Here is a 16,311-nt window from a genome sequence, read left to right on the forward strand (position 1 = left end):
TTCAGTTGACGTTTTCGGAGTTTATTTGGGTGATTCTGATATTTGCAATTACCTCATTGAGAAATTCATCTTCTGATTGCTGTGTGACAAATTGCATTATTTTTTCCCAATAATCGTCGATTTTCCTATTTATCTGTGAAAACATCTTGTCTTTTTTAAAAGACGGATAATAGGATAAAAATTTCATTATGCTTTCTATTGACTGCACAATATGGATAAAATGAATAATTGATCTTACTCTTTGATGGAAACTCATTTTCATTTGTTGTGTGCTCTCATCAAACATTTGAAGCTCTGATAGCGAAATCTCTAATTCTTTATGCAAATTTTTTAATTGATTATTTACGGACTCAGAAATATTGATCAACTCGTATTCAATGTGGGACTTGCTGTGAATCTTTTTTTCGACTTCTCCTGATTCTACTAGTGAGCTTATTTCTCTGTAAATCATCTTTTCATTACCTACCTTTTTGAGAACTCTTTTCATTAGGTCTGTTGCTCTAATCTTACCATTTTCGTTTAAAACTCGCATGATCTCTGTTCTGATTATCTTTGAATCATCTTCCATATTTTTCAATGACCTCTTTTTCTCCAATTTCATTAATTTCACTTATCAGTTTATCCAGAATTACCATGCCTGTTTTGAGTCTCTCTTTATTCGTATTTTTATTGTCTAATTTCCCCTTCATGATCATCTTCTCATTGTTGAGAAAGTTGTATAATGTGACTTCTTTTCCCATCTGCAAATCCAAAAAGAACTTTACATAGTCTTTTTCTGTTGCAATTCCCATGTTTCTTTACTTTGTTGCTAGTATTTGATTTATCAGGAATTTGACGATTTTTTCATTACTATTTTTAAATAAACTTGATTACTTTACTAAGCATGGTTGAGATATGGGTTTTGCACACAGCATTCATGGCTGTGTTTTTTGGCCTTCCTCTTGCAATGGGATTATTTCAGTACAAAAAATGGAGACAAAACAATGATGATTCATTGTTGAGAAAAATCAAGAAGGATCTTGGAATGAACTTCTAAGTTTATTTAGAAATCATGTATTATGATTGTGTGGATTCATGTGATAGAAGAGTTAGGGCATACAAAAACGGTAAAACATTTGATCAGTGTCGGGATATTGCTGAATCTATGAATCCTGATTTTAAAAAACAAATTGAGAAAAATGGCAAGGTGTTATGGTCTGAAATACTTGAGCAAGTAGATCATGATGAATTAATTTACAAATTAACCCTAAAATTCCTACGTAGAGACGGTTATGATATAGGAAATCACAAAATACCTGAAGTTAAAAAATTCAACTAGGGTTTATTTTACAACTTCCATCTGCATTTCTTAATTTTTTAGCCATGATAAATGGTGTTGCAAGAAGTATTGGTATGGATATTGCGATGAATAATGTCTGTAGTTGAACCAGTGTGCTGGCCAGTGCGATTCCGCTTGCAGTGCCTATGAAGATTGACAAAAATGTTCCTGCACATGTTGGACATGCAATAAACAGACCTGTGGCTGCCCCTACTGAACTCATTCCTCTGCCTCCTCTTGAAATTGTATATGCACTAACTGCGATTGCTGCATTTAGTCCAACAAGATATGATACCACTACCTGTAACATCAGGTTTATTGGAATGATTTGCAGCCCTACGTGTTCTGTTAGGTATACGATAATCTTTGGCATGTATCCTGGAGCGTCACAACAAGGAGAGATGAATCCTGATGGGATTTCTGCCCCGTAATGTTCTACAAAATTTACTTCAGGCTGATACACCAAAGTGCCAGATGCCAGTGAGAAAAATACCCCGTATACCACAAACGTTACAAGAAAAACCCTTCGTGACTTTGCGTTCCAGGTTGTTATTGCAATTATTGTAAACAAGTCCTTTTTGTTTTGTTCTATCTTGTGTTTGTGAAACAGGTAAACTCCATAAGCTATTGCCCCTATGCCTGCCAGCATAATTATATAAAATCCATTGGCTAATCGTAATATGGAATCCATTGCATCAGGCGTTAACAGTTCTGGATCCTGATACCTAGAGTACATCATGAATAGTATTGCAATGGACACAAATCCTAGAATGATTAGTTTTTTACCGTTTTGACCTTTTTTTGTTATTTGGTCAGTCATGAATCTGGTTTATTTCAGATAGATTAAATTCTATTCTTATTTTGAACCTGTGTCAACTCAATTTAGGAATGAAAATGTACAAAATTGCAATGATCTCCAGTCTTCCAAATATCATTAGAAAACTAAGGACTACTTTTGTTGCTGGATCAGTATCGATGTCAATCACACCTGCAGATAGTCCTCCTGTTGTAATCACCCCAACTGATTCAAAAAATGCGTTTTCATAAGATACATCTTCTAAGATTGATAGGTGGACTGCAGTTATTGATGCGATGATTGGAAATAACATTACCACGATTAATGTTGATGTGATCTCTTTTCTTGTATGTGGTTGCAACTTTGCCCTTTTTACTTTGTTGATGAAATTTCTGATGTCACGTAGTTGCATTAATCTAAAGATCTTGATTCCTCCCGCAGTTGAAAATCCACATCCTCCAATAAACATCAAAATAATCAATATTGTGTGAGCTGCTGAATTCAATCCTCCTAAACTCTCTTCTTGTAGTCCTGCAGTTGTACTAGCTGAAATCGAATAAAATGAACTTTGTAAAGGATCTAATCCACTAAGCCACATGAACAGTAACGTTGCACTAGTCAAAATTGCAAAGTATGTTAGAACTTCTTTTCCTAATTTTGGGGCAAGGAATTTCTTTCTGACAAATGCATAGTGGAAAGTAAATGGCAATGCACCCAAAATCATTCCGGCCATTAGGATGACTTGTTCTTGCCATATCAAATCCTCTAGGATTGTTGAAGTAGGAAGAAACCCTCCTGTCGCTAAAGTGCTCATGGCCAATGCAAAATTATCTATTAGATTTCTTTCCCCGAAGAAAAACAGCAAAAATGCCACAATCACAATGTAGACTGAAAAGATAATCGTGATTGTTCCAAATAACTCTCTCATGTGAAGCGTCCTTCCAGAGATAAATCCACGCATTGATTGAAGTTTTGACTCTGGATAGAATGCTGTAATTACCAAATAGATGAAACTCATTCCTCCTACCAGTTGTGTGAAACTTCGAAAGAATGTGAAACTTTGAGGTAGGTCTTCTGGCGTATCAAACAATGAAATCCCTCCTGTTGTAAAGCCTGCAGCACTTGAAAAAAATGCATTTGCAAACGCCTCAGGAGTAGTAGAATCTGCTGGCAATACGTAAAGATATGGAACTGTTCCAAACAATGAAAGCAAAAACAGACTCGAAAATACTAGAATCGATGCTTGTTGTAAATTCAGACTAGCTTTTTCACCATAAGAATTTAGAAAAAATCCTGTGACCAATAATAAAACGGTAGTAAGGTAAATCCCTGTTGCAACAACTGTTTCTTCTAATATTGTTGACAGTATTGCTGGCACAAGTAAAAGAACCCCTGCAAATTGCAATACGAACCCTAGATTTCCCAAAACAGCTTTTACAGGCGGACTGAGAAGTCTTGACGGAGTAGCTGTGGCATCCCTGATGGCATCTGCAATTGCACCTTGAAAAATCATCCCAATAACTTCGTTTTTTTTGGAAAGGACTGGTAACTTTCTAATGCTGTTGTCTCTCATTTTGTGAAGAGCTTCTTGCAAAGTTGCCTTTTCACCAATTGTGATTAAAGGAGTACTCATAATGTCTTTTAGAGTGGTTGCCTCCGCATACACTGTAACATCACTGACTTTGCTGAGGATGTCCTCATCTGTCACAATTCCAACTGGGTTCTTTTCATTGTCTGTTACAATGATGTCGTCTGTCTGGTAATGTTGAAGCATTCTTGCAGCTTCTCTTGTCAGTGTATTTTGATCTAGTACCAGTGGATCGCTATCCATGTATGTCGTGACAGACTTTGTCAAAACATACGACACTGATCGTTCTGGATTTGTAGACATTAAGCTATCCTTTATTGCGGATTTTAAATAATTTCGGGTTACGCACTAGTGCAAACATTATAAAAAAATTAACACAACTTTAACCAAATTTCTTTAGTATCTTTATAAGCCCTAAATTACTACTTTATGCGTAGAAATTATGGAAATTGATCAAGAACAAGAACCTGATTACGAGTCAGTAAAGATCGATTATGTGGGGTTTGTAGATCCGTATGCAGTCGAAGGGATGGTTGTTCTAAAGTCTGCAGATGGCAAGGAATTTCATATGAGGGCCTTTTCTGGCGAAGTTGCCAGACACATTTCCAGTTTTAGTGAAAGTTCTGCAGATTCTGTTCCTTCTATTTACAAGATGATCGAGGAAATTTGCGAGGAAAATGAACTAGTGCTAGTCAAGGTCAAAATCTATGAGAGTGGCGAGGTTTTACGTGCAAATCTGTATTTTACAGGGAAAAAAGACATGGTTTTGAGAAATTACCGAGCTTCAGATGCAATGGCGTTGGGCGCCTTTTACAACATTCCTATTTTGGTTAGAAAGAATCTGCTCAAAGAAAGCATGGAAGCATAATCCGAATGGTTTTATTCGTAGTATCTTTGTGAGATTGTATGAACGAACAAGAACAACTGATGGATAATCTGCTAAATGTGGATCTTGAAATCATTGATACCGTAAGAGAACTGCAACATGAAAACTGGGAATCTGGATCATTAAAACAGCAGGTTGGAGAATTACTCAAAGTTCGAGATGATATGGTTGAAAAATTAATGTCATCTAATGGCCATGAACATCAATGCGATTGTGGACATGACCATCAATAATTTCTAATCGCTGATTTGTCTATCCAATTCTTCAAAAAAATCCTCGGGAAACATTTTTCTTATTTTCTCAATTTCTACTTTGTATTTTTCCAAAAGTTCTCTATTTTTTTGTGAATCCTGTTGGTTTGATATTTCTGATTCTAACTCTGTAATTTTTTTTAAAAGAGTCTTATACATGATTGCATATTCTGGAAATTTTTTTGGCAGCTTCCCCATGAATAGATTAAATATTTGCCATGATAATATGATTTATGAAGATAGCTATTTTTCTAGTATTTTTTTTGGCAGGTATTGGACCTGCATTTGCAGAGTCTGACGTTGTGGCTAGTATATCTGACTCTGATTCAACTTTGTATGTTGACAGACAAATCATGATCACTGCAGATGTAAAAAATGGCCAAGATGTTGTACAACCCTTTGCTTATTTGACTCAGGTAAAAAATGACGAACAGGTTGTGATTTCTTTGTCTTGGTTGACTGGCTCTTTATCTCCTAGGCAATCTTTTTCACCCGCACAGTCTTGGACTCCTACAGAACCTGGGACATATACTATTGAGGTATTTGTTTGGGAAAGTATTGACAATCCCGAAGCGTTATCCTCTCCACTATCCATGACAGTTACTGTAGTACATGAAACTGCATAATGGTTTGAAAATTTATTTTTGCTTCATAATTCGGCAAACTCATCATGTTTCAGATATAGCTATTGATTAATCATCAGCAATTTTTTGTCTGATTTATGTGATATATTGATTTTACAATCTTTTGCCAAGTAATCTATTTTCCCCAGTGGTTTGTAGTTATGGTATGGCAAAAATTGAGAAGTTATACCAAAATGTTGCAATGCAAGTTATTCGAAGGTGCCATGGTAGTATTCAGCTAAAAAAGCGTGGAAATGTTATTGAAGTTTATGATGTGAAGCGACATTTTTGGAGCAAAGGACTGGCAGGGCTGATAATCAAAGAAGAGTGCAAACTTGCCAACCTAAAGGATTGGGAAATAGCACGCGTCAGGGCATTTATCATTGATGAATTAAAATCTAATAAGTGACTTTTCTGATCAAATGTGGTTCTTTTAGCATAATCTGATTGTCTCTTACGCCCTCGAGTTCTACTTGTTTGAGATTTTGGTTTGTTATTACAATCAATGCCTCACATCTAGAACAAAAGATGGTTTTTCCATCTGATCTTCTCTCATACACGACCTCTTTTTCTAGTCTGTCCTCTTTTTGGCAAGTTGGACATAGTTTTGGTTCTTTTTCTGCCAGTATGATTTCACGAATGAAGATATTTCTTGGCATGTTCATCAGTTCAAAATCTAACAATAAAGAGTTTGTATTGTTGTTAATTGGCATCAGCAATTCCATTTTGAATGTCAAACCGTTTAATCATTCAAAATTAGAACGAATGGTATTCAGTATATTCCCAATCTAACCAATTAACAAATTCTATTGCTGTGAATTAATAAAATATGTTTTTTGATCAAGTGACGATTTCGTCTAGTCTGCCTTCTTCTTCTGCACGTCTAATCTCCATGGCTATTCTTCTTCCCACTCCAAATGTTTGACCATACTGGTATTTTGTATATGGGCTAGTGGTGGCAACAATTGGGTTTCCTGGAACCCTTAAAGAGACATCATACACTACTAATTCTAAATCTTTTGTGATTACGCTTTGAAGTGAAAATGGACCTATGATTCCAGGTGCATATTCTTTTTTAACAGCTGCAACGAACTTGTCGCCCATTTTGAAGACTTTTTCCAAAAGAGATTCTCTGATGCTTGCAGGAGTGTGTCCTACCTCGATATTTTGCAAGTCAATATCAATATCTAATTGCTGTCTTGCTGGAAGCGCATTGTAATCATGAACATTGGTTTGTAATCTTCTTTCTATTCCTATGAAATCCACATGATCTGAAATTGGAGTGTGAAAGAAGTTGAAATTCATGTATGTTCCAATTGCAAGTTCTTCTATGCTTGCTTTTTCAAGGTCTTTTCTGGCAATGAGGCCTTGTTTGATTTTAGCTTCTGCTTTTTCTTTATAGTCTTTGTATGATGAAACTGTGAAAAATGCCCTCTCTAATGGCCTATTTTTTTCTTGAACTTTAACAATGCATGGTTTATTGATACTTTTTGGATCTTTGAATAATTTTGGATATTTTATTCTGGCTTTTTCAAGAAGATAATATTGATTACGCTTTGCAGTTCTTTCTTCGGCTTGGAAAAGTTTTCTATTGCCAAATATTGGAACCTTAAATGAATTCTCAAGTGCCTTGTATCCTAGATAGACTGTAAGTGATCTGTGTGGAACAACAATCGTATCTGAATCTCGGAGTTGTTTTTGTACTTTGGCCGATGCCAGGTCTTTGAATTTGTTTAATACTACAATTTCATCAGCGATTCTTCCAAATCTCTGATATGGACCTTCTCTACCTTTCTGACAAAACACTGCAGTCTGAAAGTTTTCTTCTTTTGCACCGTCCATCACTTCAAGTGCTGAGTGGCTTCCTAGAACACCTATGCGCACATCAGTGTAATTGCCAACAATTTTTTTGATTTCAGAATGTTTTATCACACAATGGCTAGAAATTAGGATCTAATATAGCTAATTTTCAAAAAACTGGATCGCCATTAATCCAAAGATTTTTCTCAAAAGGATTCCGATTATGTATGTGCTGTATTATTTTGAACTGCAGATGGCTGGAGTTATTTTGTTGACTGCAATGGCAGTTGGCGGATTTACATTGTGGTTGAAAAGAAGAAAAGAACGTCAGGATATTGAGAAAGCACAAAATGATGAATCTGGAATCTAACTGGTGCCAAAACTGATTTTTTTGTCCAATAGATAAAATACTATGAAATTTCATAATCTCTATGCGACTAATCATTGGAATTACTGGAAGCACTGGTGTCTTATACGGAATACGAATGCTTGAGGTCTTAAAGAAACTTGGCATTGAAACGCATCTTGTGATGTCTGAATGGGCAGAAAAATGCATTGGGATGGAAACTGACTATGATCTTGACAGTGTGAAATCTCTTGCAACAAGCGTCTCTGATGAAAAAAATATGGCATCTAGTATTTCAAGTGGAACTCATAAAATTGATGGTATGGTTGTTGCTCCCTGTAGCATGAAGACTCTTTCAGCAATTGCCAATGGTTATGATGACACTCTAGTTGCCAGAGCAGCTGGCGTCACAATAAAAGAATCAAGAAAATTAATTTTGATGGTGCGTGAAACTCCTCTGTCTGCGATTCATCTTGAAAATATGTTGAAACTTTCTAGACTTGGTGTGGTGATATTGCCTCCTGTTACAGAGTTTTACACAAAACCAAAAACCATTGACGATATAGTAAACCATGGAGTGGGAAAATGTCTTGATCAGTTTGATTTGGAGCACAATTTATACCCGCGATGGGGTTCTTCCTAATCATTGCCAAAGTTTAGTTTTGAAAAGTTTCTAAATTCTCAACAAAACAAAGTCTTTGATATTGCAACTGATTTTAAGAATTATCAAACAAACTTTCCAAACACCTTTCCTTCTGTGAGGGTGTTATCTACAAGAAATAATGTATCTGTGGTTGAAGAACATATGATGCTTGGAGAAAAAGAACTTGTCATGATGACCAAGCATGTGGTTAACAAACCAGACACTCATGACATTTTTGTAATTGGTGGTGATGCAAAGGGAACTCATATTTTAGAAACCTTTGAGGCGTTTGAAAATGGCACAAAAATGAAGATTTTAGTTGATTTTAAACTAAAAGGAACTATGAAAATTTCAAACTTGCTGAATAAGAAAACAATTGAAAATGACTATTCTAAGATTGTAGATGAGTTTGTCAGAGTAGTGGAAATCTAATCTGATTTTGCTTCTTTATCCTTAAAGTCTTTGAGCTCTTTTTCCCCTTCTATTTTTCCTTTCTCGAACTCTCCTTTTGCTTTTCCAAATGTCTTTGCTAGCTCTGGAATCTTTTTGGCACCAAAAATGAACACTACTGCAATAATTATGATAAATATCCATTCTTGCCCTGCGATGAAATTTGCAATGTTAATTCCAAACATTATGTTCTCTATTTGCTGATTTTAGATTTAAGTGTTCAACTTTTTGCGCTCTTTACGCTCTATAATGATCATGCCTGCTACATACAGTGCAATCATGGGACCTCCGATAAACCACATTGTAACTCCGCTACCGTCAGGAGTTATGACTGCCCCAAAAATTACAATTGCAATTATCGCGTACCTGATGTTTTTTCTCCAAAAATCTGAATCTACCATCCCTGATGCTGAAATGGCATACATCACAAGTGGAAGCTGAAATGACAAACCAAATGCCAGCAGAAATTGTAGTACAAACGTTACAAAATCTACGACATTTAGAAAAGTGACCAGTCCTGCAGATTCACCATACCTGTAAAGAAATTCCAAAATGTATGGAATTACAAGATTATATGAAAATACACATCCTGCAATGAATAGTCCTAATGCGGGAATTGATATTGTTCTGCTAACGTTGACTTCGTTTTCTTTTAATGCTGGCTTGATAAAGCCTACACCTTCTTTTATGATCATTGGCATACCTACGACAATCCCAACAAGTGCTGCAATGTATACTTGGGAAAAGAATGCTTGTCCTGGCGCCGTTTGAATTAACTGTACATCTTCTGGTACTAAATTGGCTTTCATATGGTTTGTAATTTGTGCTGCAATGTTGTTCAGTGGTTCAGGGGTTGGATAATACAGCTGTATTCCATTAAACTCAACTGTTTCGGCATGAAATGTTAAAAGAAATACTGTAACAATGCCGATTACTAAAACAACTCGTAAAATTCTCTTTCGTAATTCATCAAGGTGTAAGTTGATTTCTTGAATCTCTGACATCTGGGATCTATTACCCTAAACTACCTTATCTATTTGCCGGGAATTGGCAACAATTTTGCTTCAGGCAAACCTGCATCCTTTAACTCTTCCAGAGTTAAGTCTTGGAACTCCAATGAGATTATTGCTTTTGTATTGAATTTTTGTTCCATATTTTTTGCTAAATCTACCAAGTCTTTTGGGGAGTAGATTTCTTTTGAATCTTTGAGAAATACCCTCTCACCTTTTTCCATCTCTTTTCCCCCATATCTGTCGTGGAGGAATTTTGTAATTGCTGGGAGTTCACTTCGTGGGATGTTGTTGTGATAATATGTGATGCCCTTTACAGATTCATAATCGTATGCAGTCCCGTTTCTGTACATGAAAACGCCGATGAACATTGCTTCAGATTCTGGTTCTCTGACACATTTAATTTCCCAATTTAGTAACTTTTTTTCATCATAGGAAAACTTCTCCATCTCATCAGGCGTTATTTTCCAATACCTTGATCTTGCCAATGATTAACTTCAGATTGAATGTGATATAAATTCCAATGTTTGATATTTTGTGCTTTCCTTTTATACACAAAGTGTTCTTAGGTCATTAACATGGGTAGTAGAATCACAATTGTACTTGATGATGAGAATTCAGAAAGACTGAGAACCATTCAAGCAAAAATGATAAAAACATCTGCAAAATCTGTTAGTTTTTCACATGTTTTGAATCTGGTTGTTACAGAAGGTCTCAAAAAATTCAAAGTATAAAACAATAATCTACAAAATCTGTATCGTTGATTTCTAGTGAAAACCCACTTTATCCGATTGACATTGATGATTATCCAAAACTTTTTGATTATGTTTTAACTGCTGAAGGATTGAAATTCTATCAGAATCTTAGACGACAATACGTTTTGGGAAAAGATCTCACACTTGATGATTATAACAAATTGAGGTTGTTATGTGTCTATTATGCAACTGCAAATAGAAATGTTCAAGAGGTTTCTTTTTGGCAAGATCTTTGTGTAACATTGGATGGGAAGGGAATCTATGAAAAAAACATGTTTCAATCAAAGGAAGATTTGATAAACAAATCTCTGATTATTAAAAATCCCTCTTACCAATCAGGATTGTATAGAAATTATACTGAATATGTGAAAAATAATTTCAAGACTGGAGATGATTAGGATAACCGATTCTGGGCGATATGGAATTTACAACAATACAGTCCTCAGAACCGGATTATCTAGCATGTATTTCGTTTTAAGTATAAAAGCACAATACATGTCGGAAGATAGATTAACCTCATTTTGAATTTCAAAATTATTCATGACTACATATGATGTACATGTGACAATAGAAAACAAACCTGGAATAAGTGATCCTGAAGGTGACACAATTCTAAATGATCTTGTCCTGAAAGGAACTCATTCAACAATATCAAAAATCAAAACCGCAAAAATGCTAAAATTTACAATTAAAGAAAAAGACAAAAAAACTGCACAGAAAAAAATTCAAGATATTTGTGATGAACTGCGAATTTACAATCCCATGGTAAGCAAAGTCACAATTGATGTTTTTAATGTCTAGTCCTCAGTTTCTATGTTCTTTATTGTTCCGTTGATTAACAACTTACTTCGAAGAAAACTGGTAAGATCCGTCTGAGTGATTACTCCGGCCAAGTTTTCATTTTCTAAAACAAGCAGTCTTCTTATGTTGTTGTTTAACATCTTCTGGACTGCATCTTCAATTGTATCCTCTGGCTTTACCCATCTGAAATTCTTTGACATTATGCTCTCTAGCAAAATCTCTGATGCTCTCTTGTCTTCTGCTGCTATCTTCCTTACAATGTCTCTTTCTGAAACAATTCCTGTTGGCAACCCCTCTTTTACAATTACTAGAAAACTGATCTCTTTTTCTTTTAGCATCTTTGAGGCATCAAGTGCATTTTTGTTGTGCTCTATTGTAATGACATTTTTCTCCATAATGTCACGTACATGCCCCATGGCGATCATAATATTTTTAGACATAAAATTTTTTGGTAGATTCAAATTAAATATCTCATAGTGTAAATCTAATTGTGAAGGTTGGAGTCATTGTTTTTCCAGGCAGTAATTGTGATCGAGACATGTATCATGTCTTGACTGATGTATTTCATTTTGACGCACAATATTTTTGGCATGAAAAGGGACTTCCAAAAAATATTGATGCTGTGATTTTGCCTGGTGGTTTTTCTTATGGGGATAGACTTAGGGCAGGAGTGATTGCAGCCCATAGCCCTGTAATTGAAGATGTGAAAAAGTTGGCAAACAAGGGAATTCCTATCTTGGGTGTTTGCAACGGATTTCAAATTCTTGTCGAGGCTGGCCTCTTGCCTGGTGTTTTACTCAAAAATACCTCTCTTAATTTTATGTGTGAATGGACAAATTTGGTGGTGGAGAATAACAAAACCCCGTTTACCAATCAATTAAAACTTGGCCAAAAGATTCCTATCCCAATTGCAAACGGAGAGGGTAGATACTATGTCGATGAATCCACTTTGGAACAACTAAAGAAAAAAAATCAAATTGTTTTTAGATACACAGATGCAGTAAATGGTTCATCGTATAATATTGCAGGAGTTTGCAATGAAGACTTTAACGTAGTTGGGATGATGCCACATCCAGAACGTGCTGTAGAGTCTGAAATTAATCCTATTGACAATAAACCGTCTTCATTGATTTTCAAATCTCTTCTAAGTACAATTGGTGTGAAGAATTGAGCTTAGAGCCACAAGAACTAGAAGAACTAACCTCCAAGATTGGAAGAAAACCAACGTCCACTGAAGTGCAAATTGTTGCAGCAGAGTGGTCTGAGCATTGTTCTTACAAATCTTCAAAGAAGCATCTCAAAATGCTTCCAATGAAAGGCCCGTTGGTAATTTCTGAAAAAGGATATGATTCTGGAGTCTTAGATGTTGGTGATGGTTATGTTGTTACTGCACACATTGAAAGCCATAACCATCCATCTGCAGTTGAACCTTATGGCGGTGCCGCAACAGGAGTTGGCGGTGTCATCCGTGATATTTTATCAGCTGGAACTAGACCGATTGCAATTTTTGATGGATTGAGATTTGGTGATATTGAAAAAGACCAACAAGCAAGATGGTTATTCAAAAATGCCGTTACTGGAATTGCAGACTATGGGAATTGTTTAGGTATTCCTACAATTGGGGGAGAAGTTGAGTTTGACAAATGCTACACAAACTATGCCTTGGTAGATGTTGCATCTGTTGGATTTGGAAAAAAAGAAAATTTGATTAAAAATCATGCAAAGAAAGGAGACCTAGTAGTGTTGCTTGGGGGCTCTACTGGCAGAGATGGTATAGGTGGTTCTCAATTTGCATCTGATTCTTTAGAGTCTGAAGACCGCTCTGCTGTCCAAATCCCTGACCCATTTATTGAAAAACTAATCATCGAGGCAATTTTAGAAGCAAGAAATCAAAACCTCATCAACGCAATGAAAGATCTTGGCGGTGGAGGCCTGTCTTGTGCTGTATCTGAAACAGCCGATGCTCTTGAAATTGGAATCGAGATGGATGTTGAACGAGTTCACACCAGGGAATCTGGAATGCACCAAGATGAAATCATGGTTTCTGAATCTCAAGAAAGAATGTTGATTATTACAAACAAGGCAAAACTAAAAAAATTAGAAGACATCTGCAAAAAGTTTCGTATTGCCTGCTCTGTAATAGGCCACGTTACATCTGATAACATGATGCATGTGAAGAAAGGCAAAAAAACATGTGCAAATCTTCCTACCGATGTTGTTGCAAATGCAACACTGTTGAGCAGACCTTCCAAAAAACCTGCATATCTTGATACTATTCAAAACGAAAAGAAACTCAAACCAATATCTGATTACTCCAAAACGATGATGAAGTTCTTGGCATCTCCTAACATTGCCAGTAAAATTTGGGTGTATGGACAATATGATCATGAAGTGGGGATTAGAACTGTAGTTAAACCTGGCAATGATGCCTCTGTACTAAGATTAGATAATGGCAAATTTCTTTCTGTAAAAATTGATGGTAACCCTAAACATTGCTACATTGACCCAAGAGAAGGTGCAATTGGATGTTTTGAGGAGGCTTGCAGAAATGTTGTGTGCACTGGAGCAAAACCAATTGGTATGCTGGACCATCTTCAATTTGGAAATCCCGAAGACCCTGAAATCTTTTGGACCTTTTTAGAATCTCTTAAGGGTTTGACTGACTTTGCAAAGTACTTCAAAATACCTTGTGTTGGTGGAAAAGTTAGTTTGTACAACGAAACTCCTGTTGGCCCGATTAAACCCACACCTTTGATAGGAGTACTTGGATTGATTGATAAAAAACCTCAGATGCCTCAGCAAATTACCAAAGATGATGTTTTGCTAATCATTGGCAATACCAAAGATGAGATGGGAGGCTCTGAATACTTTGAATACATCCACAAGTTTATTGGAGGAAAATGCCCTGTCGTTGATTTTGCCGAATCCAAAAAAAACATGACTGCTGTTCTTGATGTCATCAAAAAAAATCTTGCAAAAAATATCCATGACTGCTCAAAGGGAGGCATTGCTGTTGCAGTATCTGAATTATCCATGACCAATCAAATCGGATGTACTGTTTCATTACAAAAGGTACCTGGCACAAAATTATCTGAAGATAGACTGTTGTTTTCTGAAAGCCATTCCAGATATCTTTTGGTTGTCAAAAAAGATAATGTCAAAAAAGTTGAAGAAACTCTAAAGAAAAACAAGGTGTCCTACAGTAAAATAGGAAAATTTGGTGGCGATCAAATCAGCTTTGTAAATGGCTCAAAGAAGATCATTGATCTAAGAGTTGATAAGGCACGTAAAGTCTGGTTAAGATCGTTAGAGGAGTTGGTTTTACATGCCTAAAGTCAAAGAAAATTGTGGTGTAATTGGAATCTACAGCTTGTCTGGGACAAATGTTATTCCTATGGCAATTGATGCACTTCGTGCATTGCAGCACCGAGGACAAGAAGCTTGGGGTCTTGCAATTCCAAACAAAGAACCGCTTAAACGTTTAGGATTAGTCACTGCCTCTTCGTCTGAATTCAAAAAAATTGCAGAAGAATATGCGTCTCCTTGTGTTATTGGACATGTTCGATATTCTACGATAGGACGTAGTTCATTAGACAATGCCCAGCCTCTCAAAGTCAAAGACTTGTGTGTTGCCCATAACGGCACCATCGCAAATGTTCAGGAATTATCTAATCTGGTTGGTGGATGTTCTTTTACTCCACAAAACGCAAGTGATACTTTGGTTGCAGCACAACGTTTGGTTAATCTGATTTCTGAGAATGGTCAGATGGGAAAGGCGCTATCTGTTCTAAAAAATGAAATGATAGGCTCATACTGCTTTACGTTTATCTCTGATGATCATTCTGTTTATGCTGCCCGTGATCCAAAAGGATTCAGGCCAATGGTTCTAGGACACAAAGAGTCTGATGATACATACATTGTTGCATCTGAATCATCTGCATTATCCTCTACTGGTGCAAAACTTCAGCGCAATGTAACTCCTGGAGAATTAATTAGAATGAGTAAAGATGGAATTGAAACAGAAAAATTTTCTGATGACAATTCTCGTGCCCACTGTTCATTTGAATTTACTTACTTTGCTCATCCCTCAAGTAACATGGAGGGAACTAACATCTATGTTGCAAGAAAAAACATTGGAAAATATCTTGCAAAGAAATTCCCACTAAAAGATGCTGATTTGGTAATCCCGGTTCCAGATTCTGCACGTCCTGCCGCATTAGGTTATGCACAGGAGCTTGGTGTTTCATTTGATGAAGGATTGCTAAAGGATCGTTATAGTAAGAAAGGGCCACTGCGAAGTTTTATTGAACCTCATCAAACTGATAGGGTTGAAATTAACCGCTGGATTATCCCTATTAAAGAAATCATTCAAGACAAACATGTTGTTGTAATTGATGACAGTCTAGTACGGGGCACGAGCTCAAAAGCTATTATCAAGGCATTAAGACGAGCAGGTGCAAGAAAAATCAGCATGGTGATTACCTACCCTCCGATAAAGTTTCCTTGCTATGCTGGTATTGACTTTCCCTCTCAGGAAGAACTTGCAACATATTCGGATGGAAAGGATCTTTCTGATGAAGAACTTACAGACATGGTTAGAAAAAGCATTGGAGCTGACTTTTTGGGATATAATGACGCTGAAAACCTTGCAACTGCGGTTGGAATTCCTAAAGACTCTATGTGCTTTACATGCTCTTCAGGAAATTATGAATCACTTGGAATTACTCCTGAATTTAAGACCCGTGAAGAAATGAAAGGTGAATGACTTGGAAACTGCTTATGTTTTAGTAAAAAGTGAAATCGCCCATGAAATGGATGTCATGAATGAGATTCTAAAAGTCAATAATGTTAAAGAGGCAAAGGGTACTTTTGGCGTATATGATATCTTTGTCAAAATTGAAGGAAATACCTCCCAAGAAATTGAAGATACTATAACAAAACAAATTAGAAAAATCAACCATGTTCTCTCAACTACAACTCTGTCTGTGATACCTGAACAAGACAAAAAATAGACTGGATCTTTCTTTAAATATCGTTTTTTTGC

Annotated in this window: 26 protein-coding genes; 15 read left to right on the forward strand and 11 right to left on the reverse strand. The window is 36.2% G+C overall.

Annotation, left to right across the window (positions count from 1 at the left end; genetic code table 11):
* Nucleotide 1: 1 nt before the first annotated feature.
* The gene (locus NsoK4_RS03605; protein WP_211688205.1) at nucleotides 2-568 is read right to left on the reverse strand and encodes a hypothetical protein; all 567 of its coding nucleotides are present in this window, start codon (nucleotides 566-568) and stop codon (nucleotides 2-4) included.
* Nucleotides 558-791 carry a hypothetical protein gene (locus NsoK4_RS03610; protein ID WP_211688207.1) on the reverse strand — a complete coding sequence of 78 codons (234 nt, stop codon included), beginning with the start codon at nucleotides 789-791 and terminating at the stop codon, nucleotides 558-560. The genes NsoK4_RS03605 and NsoK4_RS03610 overlap by 11 nt, the downstream gene beginning before the upstream one ends.
* Nucleotides 792-883: 92 nt before the next feature.
* Here NsoK4_RS03610 and NsoK4_RS03615 point away from each other — a divergent pair, with 92 nt between their 5' ends.
* Together NsoK4_RS03615 and NsoK4_RS03620 are read left to right on the forward strand one after the other, a co-directional pair.
* Nucleotides 884-1,036, forward strand: coding sequence for a hypothetical protein (locus NsoK4_RS03615; RefSeq protein WP_211688209.1), 153 nt, complete (start codon nucleotides 884-886; stop codon nucleotides 1,034-1,036).
* A gap of 30 nt (nucleotides 1,037-1,066) precedes the next feature.
* Nucleotides 1,067-1,318 carry a hypothetical protein gene (locus NsoK4_RS03620; RefSeq protein ID WP_211688212.1) on the forward strand — a complete coding sequence of 84 codons (252 nt, stop codon included), beginning with the start codon at nucleotides 1,067-1,069 and terminating at the stop codon, nucleotides 1,316-1,318.
* Here NsoK4_RS03620 and NsoK4_RS03625 read toward each other — a convergent pair.
* Both NsoK4_RS03625 and NsoK4_RS03630 read right to left on the reverse strand, forming a co-directional pair.
* Entirely contained in the window at nucleotides 1,311-2,138 is an 828-nt protein-coding gene (locus NsoK4_RS03625) for a hypothetical protein (protein WP_211688214.1), read from the reverse strand. The two genes, NsoK4_RS03620 and NsoK4_RS03625, sit on opposite strands and share 8 nt — an antisense overlap.
* A gap of 52 nt (nucleotides 2,139-2,190) precedes the next feature.
* Nucleotides 2,191-4,005 carry a potassium transporter TrkG gene (locus NsoK4_RS03630; protein WP_211688216.1) on the reverse strand — a complete coding sequence of 605 codons (1,815 nt, stop codon included), beginning with the start codon at nucleotides 4,003-4,005 and terminating at the stop codon, nucleotides 2,191-2,193.
* 139 nt (nucleotides 4,006-4,144) lie between these two features.
* Here NsoK4_RS03630 and NsoK4_RS03635 point away from each other — a divergent pair, with 139 nt between their 5' ends.
* A complete protein-coding gene (locus tag NsoK4_RS03635) occupies nucleotides 4,145-4,570 on the forward strand; it encodes a bifunctional nuclease family protein (RefSeq protein ID WP_211688219.1) in 426 nt (141 codons plus the stop codon).
* A 38-nt stretch (nucleotides 4,571-4,608) separates the two neighbouring features.
* Nucleotides 4,609-4,821, forward strand: coding sequence for a hypothetical protein (locus NsoK4_RS03640; protein ID WP_211688221.1), 213 nt, complete (start codon nucleotides 4,609-4,611; stop codon nucleotides 4,819-4,821).
* A 3-nt stretch (nucleotides 4,822-4,824) separates the two neighbouring features.
* On the opposite strand, the gene NsoK4_RS03645 is transcribed toward NsoK4_RS03640, so the two are convergent.
* On the reverse strand, nucleotides 4,825-5,037 hold the full coding sequence (locus tag NsoK4_RS03645; protein WP_211688224.1) for a hypothetical protein: 213 nt from the start codon (nucleotides 5,035-5,037) through the stop codon (nucleotides 4,825-4,827).
* 35 nt (nucleotides 5,038-5,072) lie between these two features.
* Between NsoK4_RS03645 and NsoK4_RS03650 the strand changes: the two genes are divergently transcribed.
* Together NsoK4_RS03650 and NsoK4_RS03655 are read left to right on the forward strand one after the other, a co-directional pair.
* The gene (locus tag NsoK4_RS03650) at nucleotides 5,073-5,465 is read left to right on the forward strand and encodes a hypothetical protein (protein WP_211688226.1); all 393 of its coding nucleotides are present in this window, start codon (nucleotides 5,073-5,075) and stop codon (nucleotides 5,463-5,465) included.
* A gap of 163 nt (nucleotides 5,466-5,628) precedes the next feature.
* Nucleotides 5,629-5,871 carry a hypothetical protein gene (locus tag NsoK4_RS03655; RefSeq protein WP_211688228.1) on the forward strand — a complete coding sequence of 81 codons (243 nt, stop codon included), beginning with the start codon at nucleotides 5,629-5,631 and terminating at the stop codon, nucleotides 5,869-5,871.
* On the opposite strand, the gene NsoK4_RS03660 is transcribed toward NsoK4_RS03655, so the two are convergent.
* Both NsoK4_RS03660 and NsoK4_RS03665 read right to left on the reverse strand, forming a co-directional pair.
* On the reverse strand, nucleotides 5,861-6,187 hold the full coding sequence (locus tag NsoK4_RS03660) for a hypothetical protein (protein WP_249111146.1): 327 nt from the start codon (nucleotides 6,185-6,187) through the stop codon (nucleotides 5,861-5,863). The genes NsoK4_RS03655 and NsoK4_RS03660 overlap by 11 nt on opposite strands.
* A gap of 115 nt (nucleotides 6,188-6,302) precedes the next feature.
* Complete coding sequence (locus tag NsoK4_RS03665; protein WP_211688230.1) at nucleotides 6,303-7,394, reverse strand: formate--phosphoribosylaminoimidazolecarboxamide ligase family protein; 1,092 nt, start codon at nucleotides 7,392-7,394, stop codon at nucleotides 6,303-6,305.
* A 299-nt stretch (nucleotides 7,395-7,693) separates the two neighbouring features.
* Here NsoK4_RS03665 and NsoK4_RS03670 point away from each other — a divergent pair, with 299 nt between their 5' ends.
* Together NsoK4_RS03670 and NsoK4_RS03675 are read left to right on the forward strand one after the other, a co-directional pair.
* A complete protein-coding gene (locus NsoK4_RS03670; protein WP_211688232.1) occupies nucleotides 7,694-8,251 on the forward strand; it encodes a UbiX family flavin prenyltransferase in 558 nt (185 codons plus the stop codon).
* A gap of 3 nt (nucleotides 8,252-8,254) precedes the next feature.
* A complete protein-coding gene (locus NsoK4_RS03675; protein WP_211688234.1) occupies nucleotides 8,255-8,683 on the forward strand; it encodes a polyketide cyclase in 429 nt (142 codons plus the stop codon).
* Here the strand turns inward: NsoK4_RS03675 and NsoK4_RS03680 are convergent.
* The 3 genes from NsoK4_RS03680 to NsoK4_RS03690 are packed head-to-tail and all read right to left on the reverse strand — an operon-like array spanning nucleotide 8,680 to nucleotide 10,199.
* A complete protein-coding gene (locus NsoK4_RS03680) occupies nucleotides 8,680-8,886 on the reverse strand; it encodes a twin-arginine translocase TatA/TatE family subunit (protein WP_211688237.1) in 207 nt (68 codons plus the stop codon). The genes NsoK4_RS03675 and NsoK4_RS03680 overlap by 4 nt on opposite strands.
* Before the next feature lie 27 nt (nucleotides 8,887-8,913).
* Nucleotides 8,914-9,705, reverse strand: a complete 792-nt coding sequence (gene tatC, locus NsoK4_RS03685) for a twin-arginine translocase subunit TatC (RefSeq protein ID WP_211688239.1) — start codon at nucleotides 9,703-9,705, stop codon at nucleotides 8,914-8,916.
* Between the two features lie 29 nt (nucleotides 9,706-9,734).
* Nucleotides 9,735-10,199: a hypothetical protein gene (locus NsoK4_RS03690; RefSeq protein WP_211688241.1), complete on the reverse strand. Its 465-nt coding sequence runs from the start codon at nucleotides 10,197-10,199 to the stop codon at nucleotides 9,735-9,737.
* A 90-nt stretch (nucleotides 10,200-10,289) separates the two neighbouring features.
* On the opposite strand from NsoK4_RS03690, the gene NsoK4_RS03695 reads away from it, so the two are divergent.
* The 3 genes from NsoK4_RS03695 to purS all read left to right on the forward strand — a co-directional run bounded on the left by NsoK4_RS03695 (nucleotide 10,290) and on the right by purS (nucleotide 11,267).
* A complete protein-coding gene (locus NsoK4_RS03695; protein ID WP_211688243.1) occupies nucleotides 10,290-10,445 on the forward strand; it encodes a hypothetical protein in 156 nt (51 codons plus the stop codon).
* Nucleotides 10,446-10,471: 26 nt separating this feature from the next.
* Entirely contained in the window at nucleotides 10,472-10,864 is a 393-nt protein-coding gene (locus tag NsoK4_RS03700) for a hypothetical protein (protein WP_249111148.1), read from the forward strand.
* Nucleotides 10,865-11,006: 142 nt separating this feature from the next.
* The gene (gene purS / locus NsoK4_RS03705; protein WP_211688246.1) at nucleotides 11,007-11,267 is read left to right on the forward strand and encodes a phosphoribosylformylglycinamidine synthase subunit PurS; all 261 of its coding nucleotides are present in this window, start codon (nucleotides 11,007-11,009) and stop codon (nucleotides 11,265-11,267) included.
* Here purS and NsoK4_RS03710 read toward each other — a convergent pair.
* Nucleotides 11,264-11,683 carry a cyclic nucleotide-binding/CBS domain-containing protein gene (locus NsoK4_RS03710; protein WP_211688248.1) on the reverse strand — a complete coding sequence of 140 codons (420 nt, stop codon included), beginning with the start codon at nucleotides 11,681-11,683 and terminating at the stop codon, nucleotides 11,264-11,266. The genes purS and NsoK4_RS03710 overlap by 4 nt on opposite strands.
* A gap of 74 nt (nucleotides 11,684-11,757) precedes the next feature.
* On the opposite strand from NsoK4_RS03710, the gene purQ reads away from it, so the two are divergent.
* From purQ to NsoK4_RS03730, 4 genes are read left to right on the forward strand one after another with little or no spacing between them, the layout of a single operon-like run.
* Nucleotides 11,758-12,438 (forward strand): phosphoribosylformylglycinamidine synthase subunit PurQ, encoded by a 681-nt coding sequence (gene purQ / locus NsoK4_RS03715; protein ID WP_211688252.1) that lies wholly within the window; start codon nucleotides 11,758-11,760, stop codon nucleotides 12,436-12,438.
* The gene (gene purL, locus NsoK4_RS03720; protein ID WP_211688254.1) at nucleotides 12,435-14,600 is read left to right on the forward strand and encodes a phosphoribosylformylglycinamidine synthase subunit PurL; all 2,166 of its coding nucleotides are present in this window, start codon (nucleotides 12,435-12,437) and stop codon (nucleotides 14,598-14,600) included. The genes purQ and purL overlap by 4 nt, the downstream gene beginning before the upstream one ends.
* Complete coding sequence (locus NsoK4_RS03725; protein ID WP_211688256.1) at nucleotides 14,593-16,032, forward strand: amidophosphoribosyltransferase; 1,440 nt, start codon at nucleotides 14,593-14,595, stop codon at nucleotides 16,030-16,032. Before purL ends, NsoK4_RS03725 begins: the two co-directional genes overlap by 8 nt.
* On the forward strand, nucleotides 16,025-16,279 hold the full coding sequence (locus NsoK4_RS03730) for an Lrp/AsnC ligand binding domain-containing protein (RefSeq protein ID WP_249111150.1): 255 nt from the start codon (nucleotides 16,025-16,027) through the stop codon (nucleotides 16,277-16,279). The genes NsoK4_RS03725 and NsoK4_RS03730 overlap by 8 nt, the downstream gene beginning before the upstream one ends.
* Nucleotides 16,280-16,311 lie beyond the last annotated feature (32 nt).

It is taken from the genome of Nitrosopumilus sp. K4, assembly GCF_018128925.1.
In the GTDB taxonomy this organism is placed as follows: domain Archaea; phylum Thermoproteota; class Nitrososphaeria; order Nitrososphaerales; family Nitrosopumilaceae; genus HKST03.

What these genes read in the sequence shown, in the direction of transcription:
- NsoK4_RS03680 (WP_211688237.1), bottom strand. Translation starts at nt 8,886, where the DNA reads ATGTTTGGAATTAACATTGCAAATTTCATCGCAGGGCAAGAATGGATA.
- NsoK4_RS03635 (WP_211688219.1), top strand. Translation starts at nt 4,145, where the DNA reads ATGGAAATTGATCAAGAACAAGAACCTGATTACGAGTCAGTAAAGATC.
- purS (WP_211688246.1), top strand. Translation starts at nt 11,007, where the DNA reads ATGACTACATATGATGTACATGTGACAATAGAAAACAAACCTGGAATA.
- NsoK4_RS03650 (WP_211688226.1), top strand. Translation starts at nt 5,073, where the DNA reads ATGAAGATAGCTATTTTTCTAGTATTTTTTTTGGCAGGTATTGGACCT.
- NsoK4_RS03615 (WP_211688209.1), top strand. Translation starts at nt 884, where the DNA reads ATGGTTGAGATATGGGTTTTGCACACAGCATTCATGGCTGTGTTTTTT.
- NsoK4_RS03710 (WP_211688248.1), bottom strand. Translation starts at nt 11,683, where the DNA reads ATGGGGCATGTACGTGACATTATGGAGAAAAATGTCATTACAATAGAG.
- NsoK4_RS03645 (WP_211688224.1), bottom strand. Translation starts at nt 5,037, where the DNA reads ATGGGGAAGCTGCCAAAAAAATTTCCAGAATATGCAATCATGTATAAG.
- NsoK4_RS03610 (WP_211688207.1), bottom strand. Translation starts at nt 791, where the DNA reads ATGGGAATTGCAACAGAAAAAGACTATGTAAAGTTCTTTTTGGATTTG.
- NsoK4_RS03640 (WP_211688221.1), top strand. Translation starts at nt 4,609, where the DNA reads ATGAACGAACAAGAACAACTGATGGATAATCTGCTAAATGTGGATCTT.
- NsoK4_RS03625 (WP_211688214.1), bottom strand. Translation starts at nt 2,138, where the DNA reads ATGACTGACCAAATAACAAAAAAAGGTCAAAACGGTAAAAAACTAATC.
- NsoK4_RS03660 (WP_249111146.1), bottom strand. Translation starts at nt 6,187, where the DNA reads ATGGAATTGCTGATGCCAATTAACAACAATACAAACTCTTTATTGTTA.
- NsoK4_RS03605 (WP_211688205.1), bottom strand. Translation starts at nt 568, where the DNA reads ATGGAAGATGATTCAAAGATAATCAGAACAGAGATCATGCGAGTTTTA.
- NsoK4_RS03670 (WP_211688232.1), top strand. Translation starts at nt 7,694, where the DNA reads ATGCGACTAATCATTGGAATTACTGGAAGCACTGGTGTCTTATACGGA.
- NsoK4_RS03630 (WP_211688216.1), bottom strand. Translation starts at nt 4,005, where the DNA reads ATGTCTACAAATCCAGAACGATCAGTGTCGTATGTTTTGACAAAGTCT.
- tatC (WP_211688239.1), bottom strand. Translation starts at nt 9,705, where the DNA reads ATGTCAGAGATTCAAGAAATCAACTTACACCTTGATGAATTACGAAAG.
- NsoK4_RS03695 (WP_211688243.1), top strand. Translation starts at nt 10,290, where the DNA reads ATGGGTAGTAGAATCACAATTGTACTTGATGATGAGAATTCAGAAAGA.
- NsoK4_RS03655 (WP_211688228.1), top strand. Translation starts at nt 5,629, where the DNA reads ATGGCAAAAATTGAGAAGTTATACCAAAATGTTGCAATGCAAGTTATT.
- NsoK4_RS03725 (WP_211688256.1), top strand. Translation starts at nt 14,593, where the DNA reads ATGCCTAAAGTCAAAGAAAATTGTGGTGTAATTGGAATCTACAGCTTG.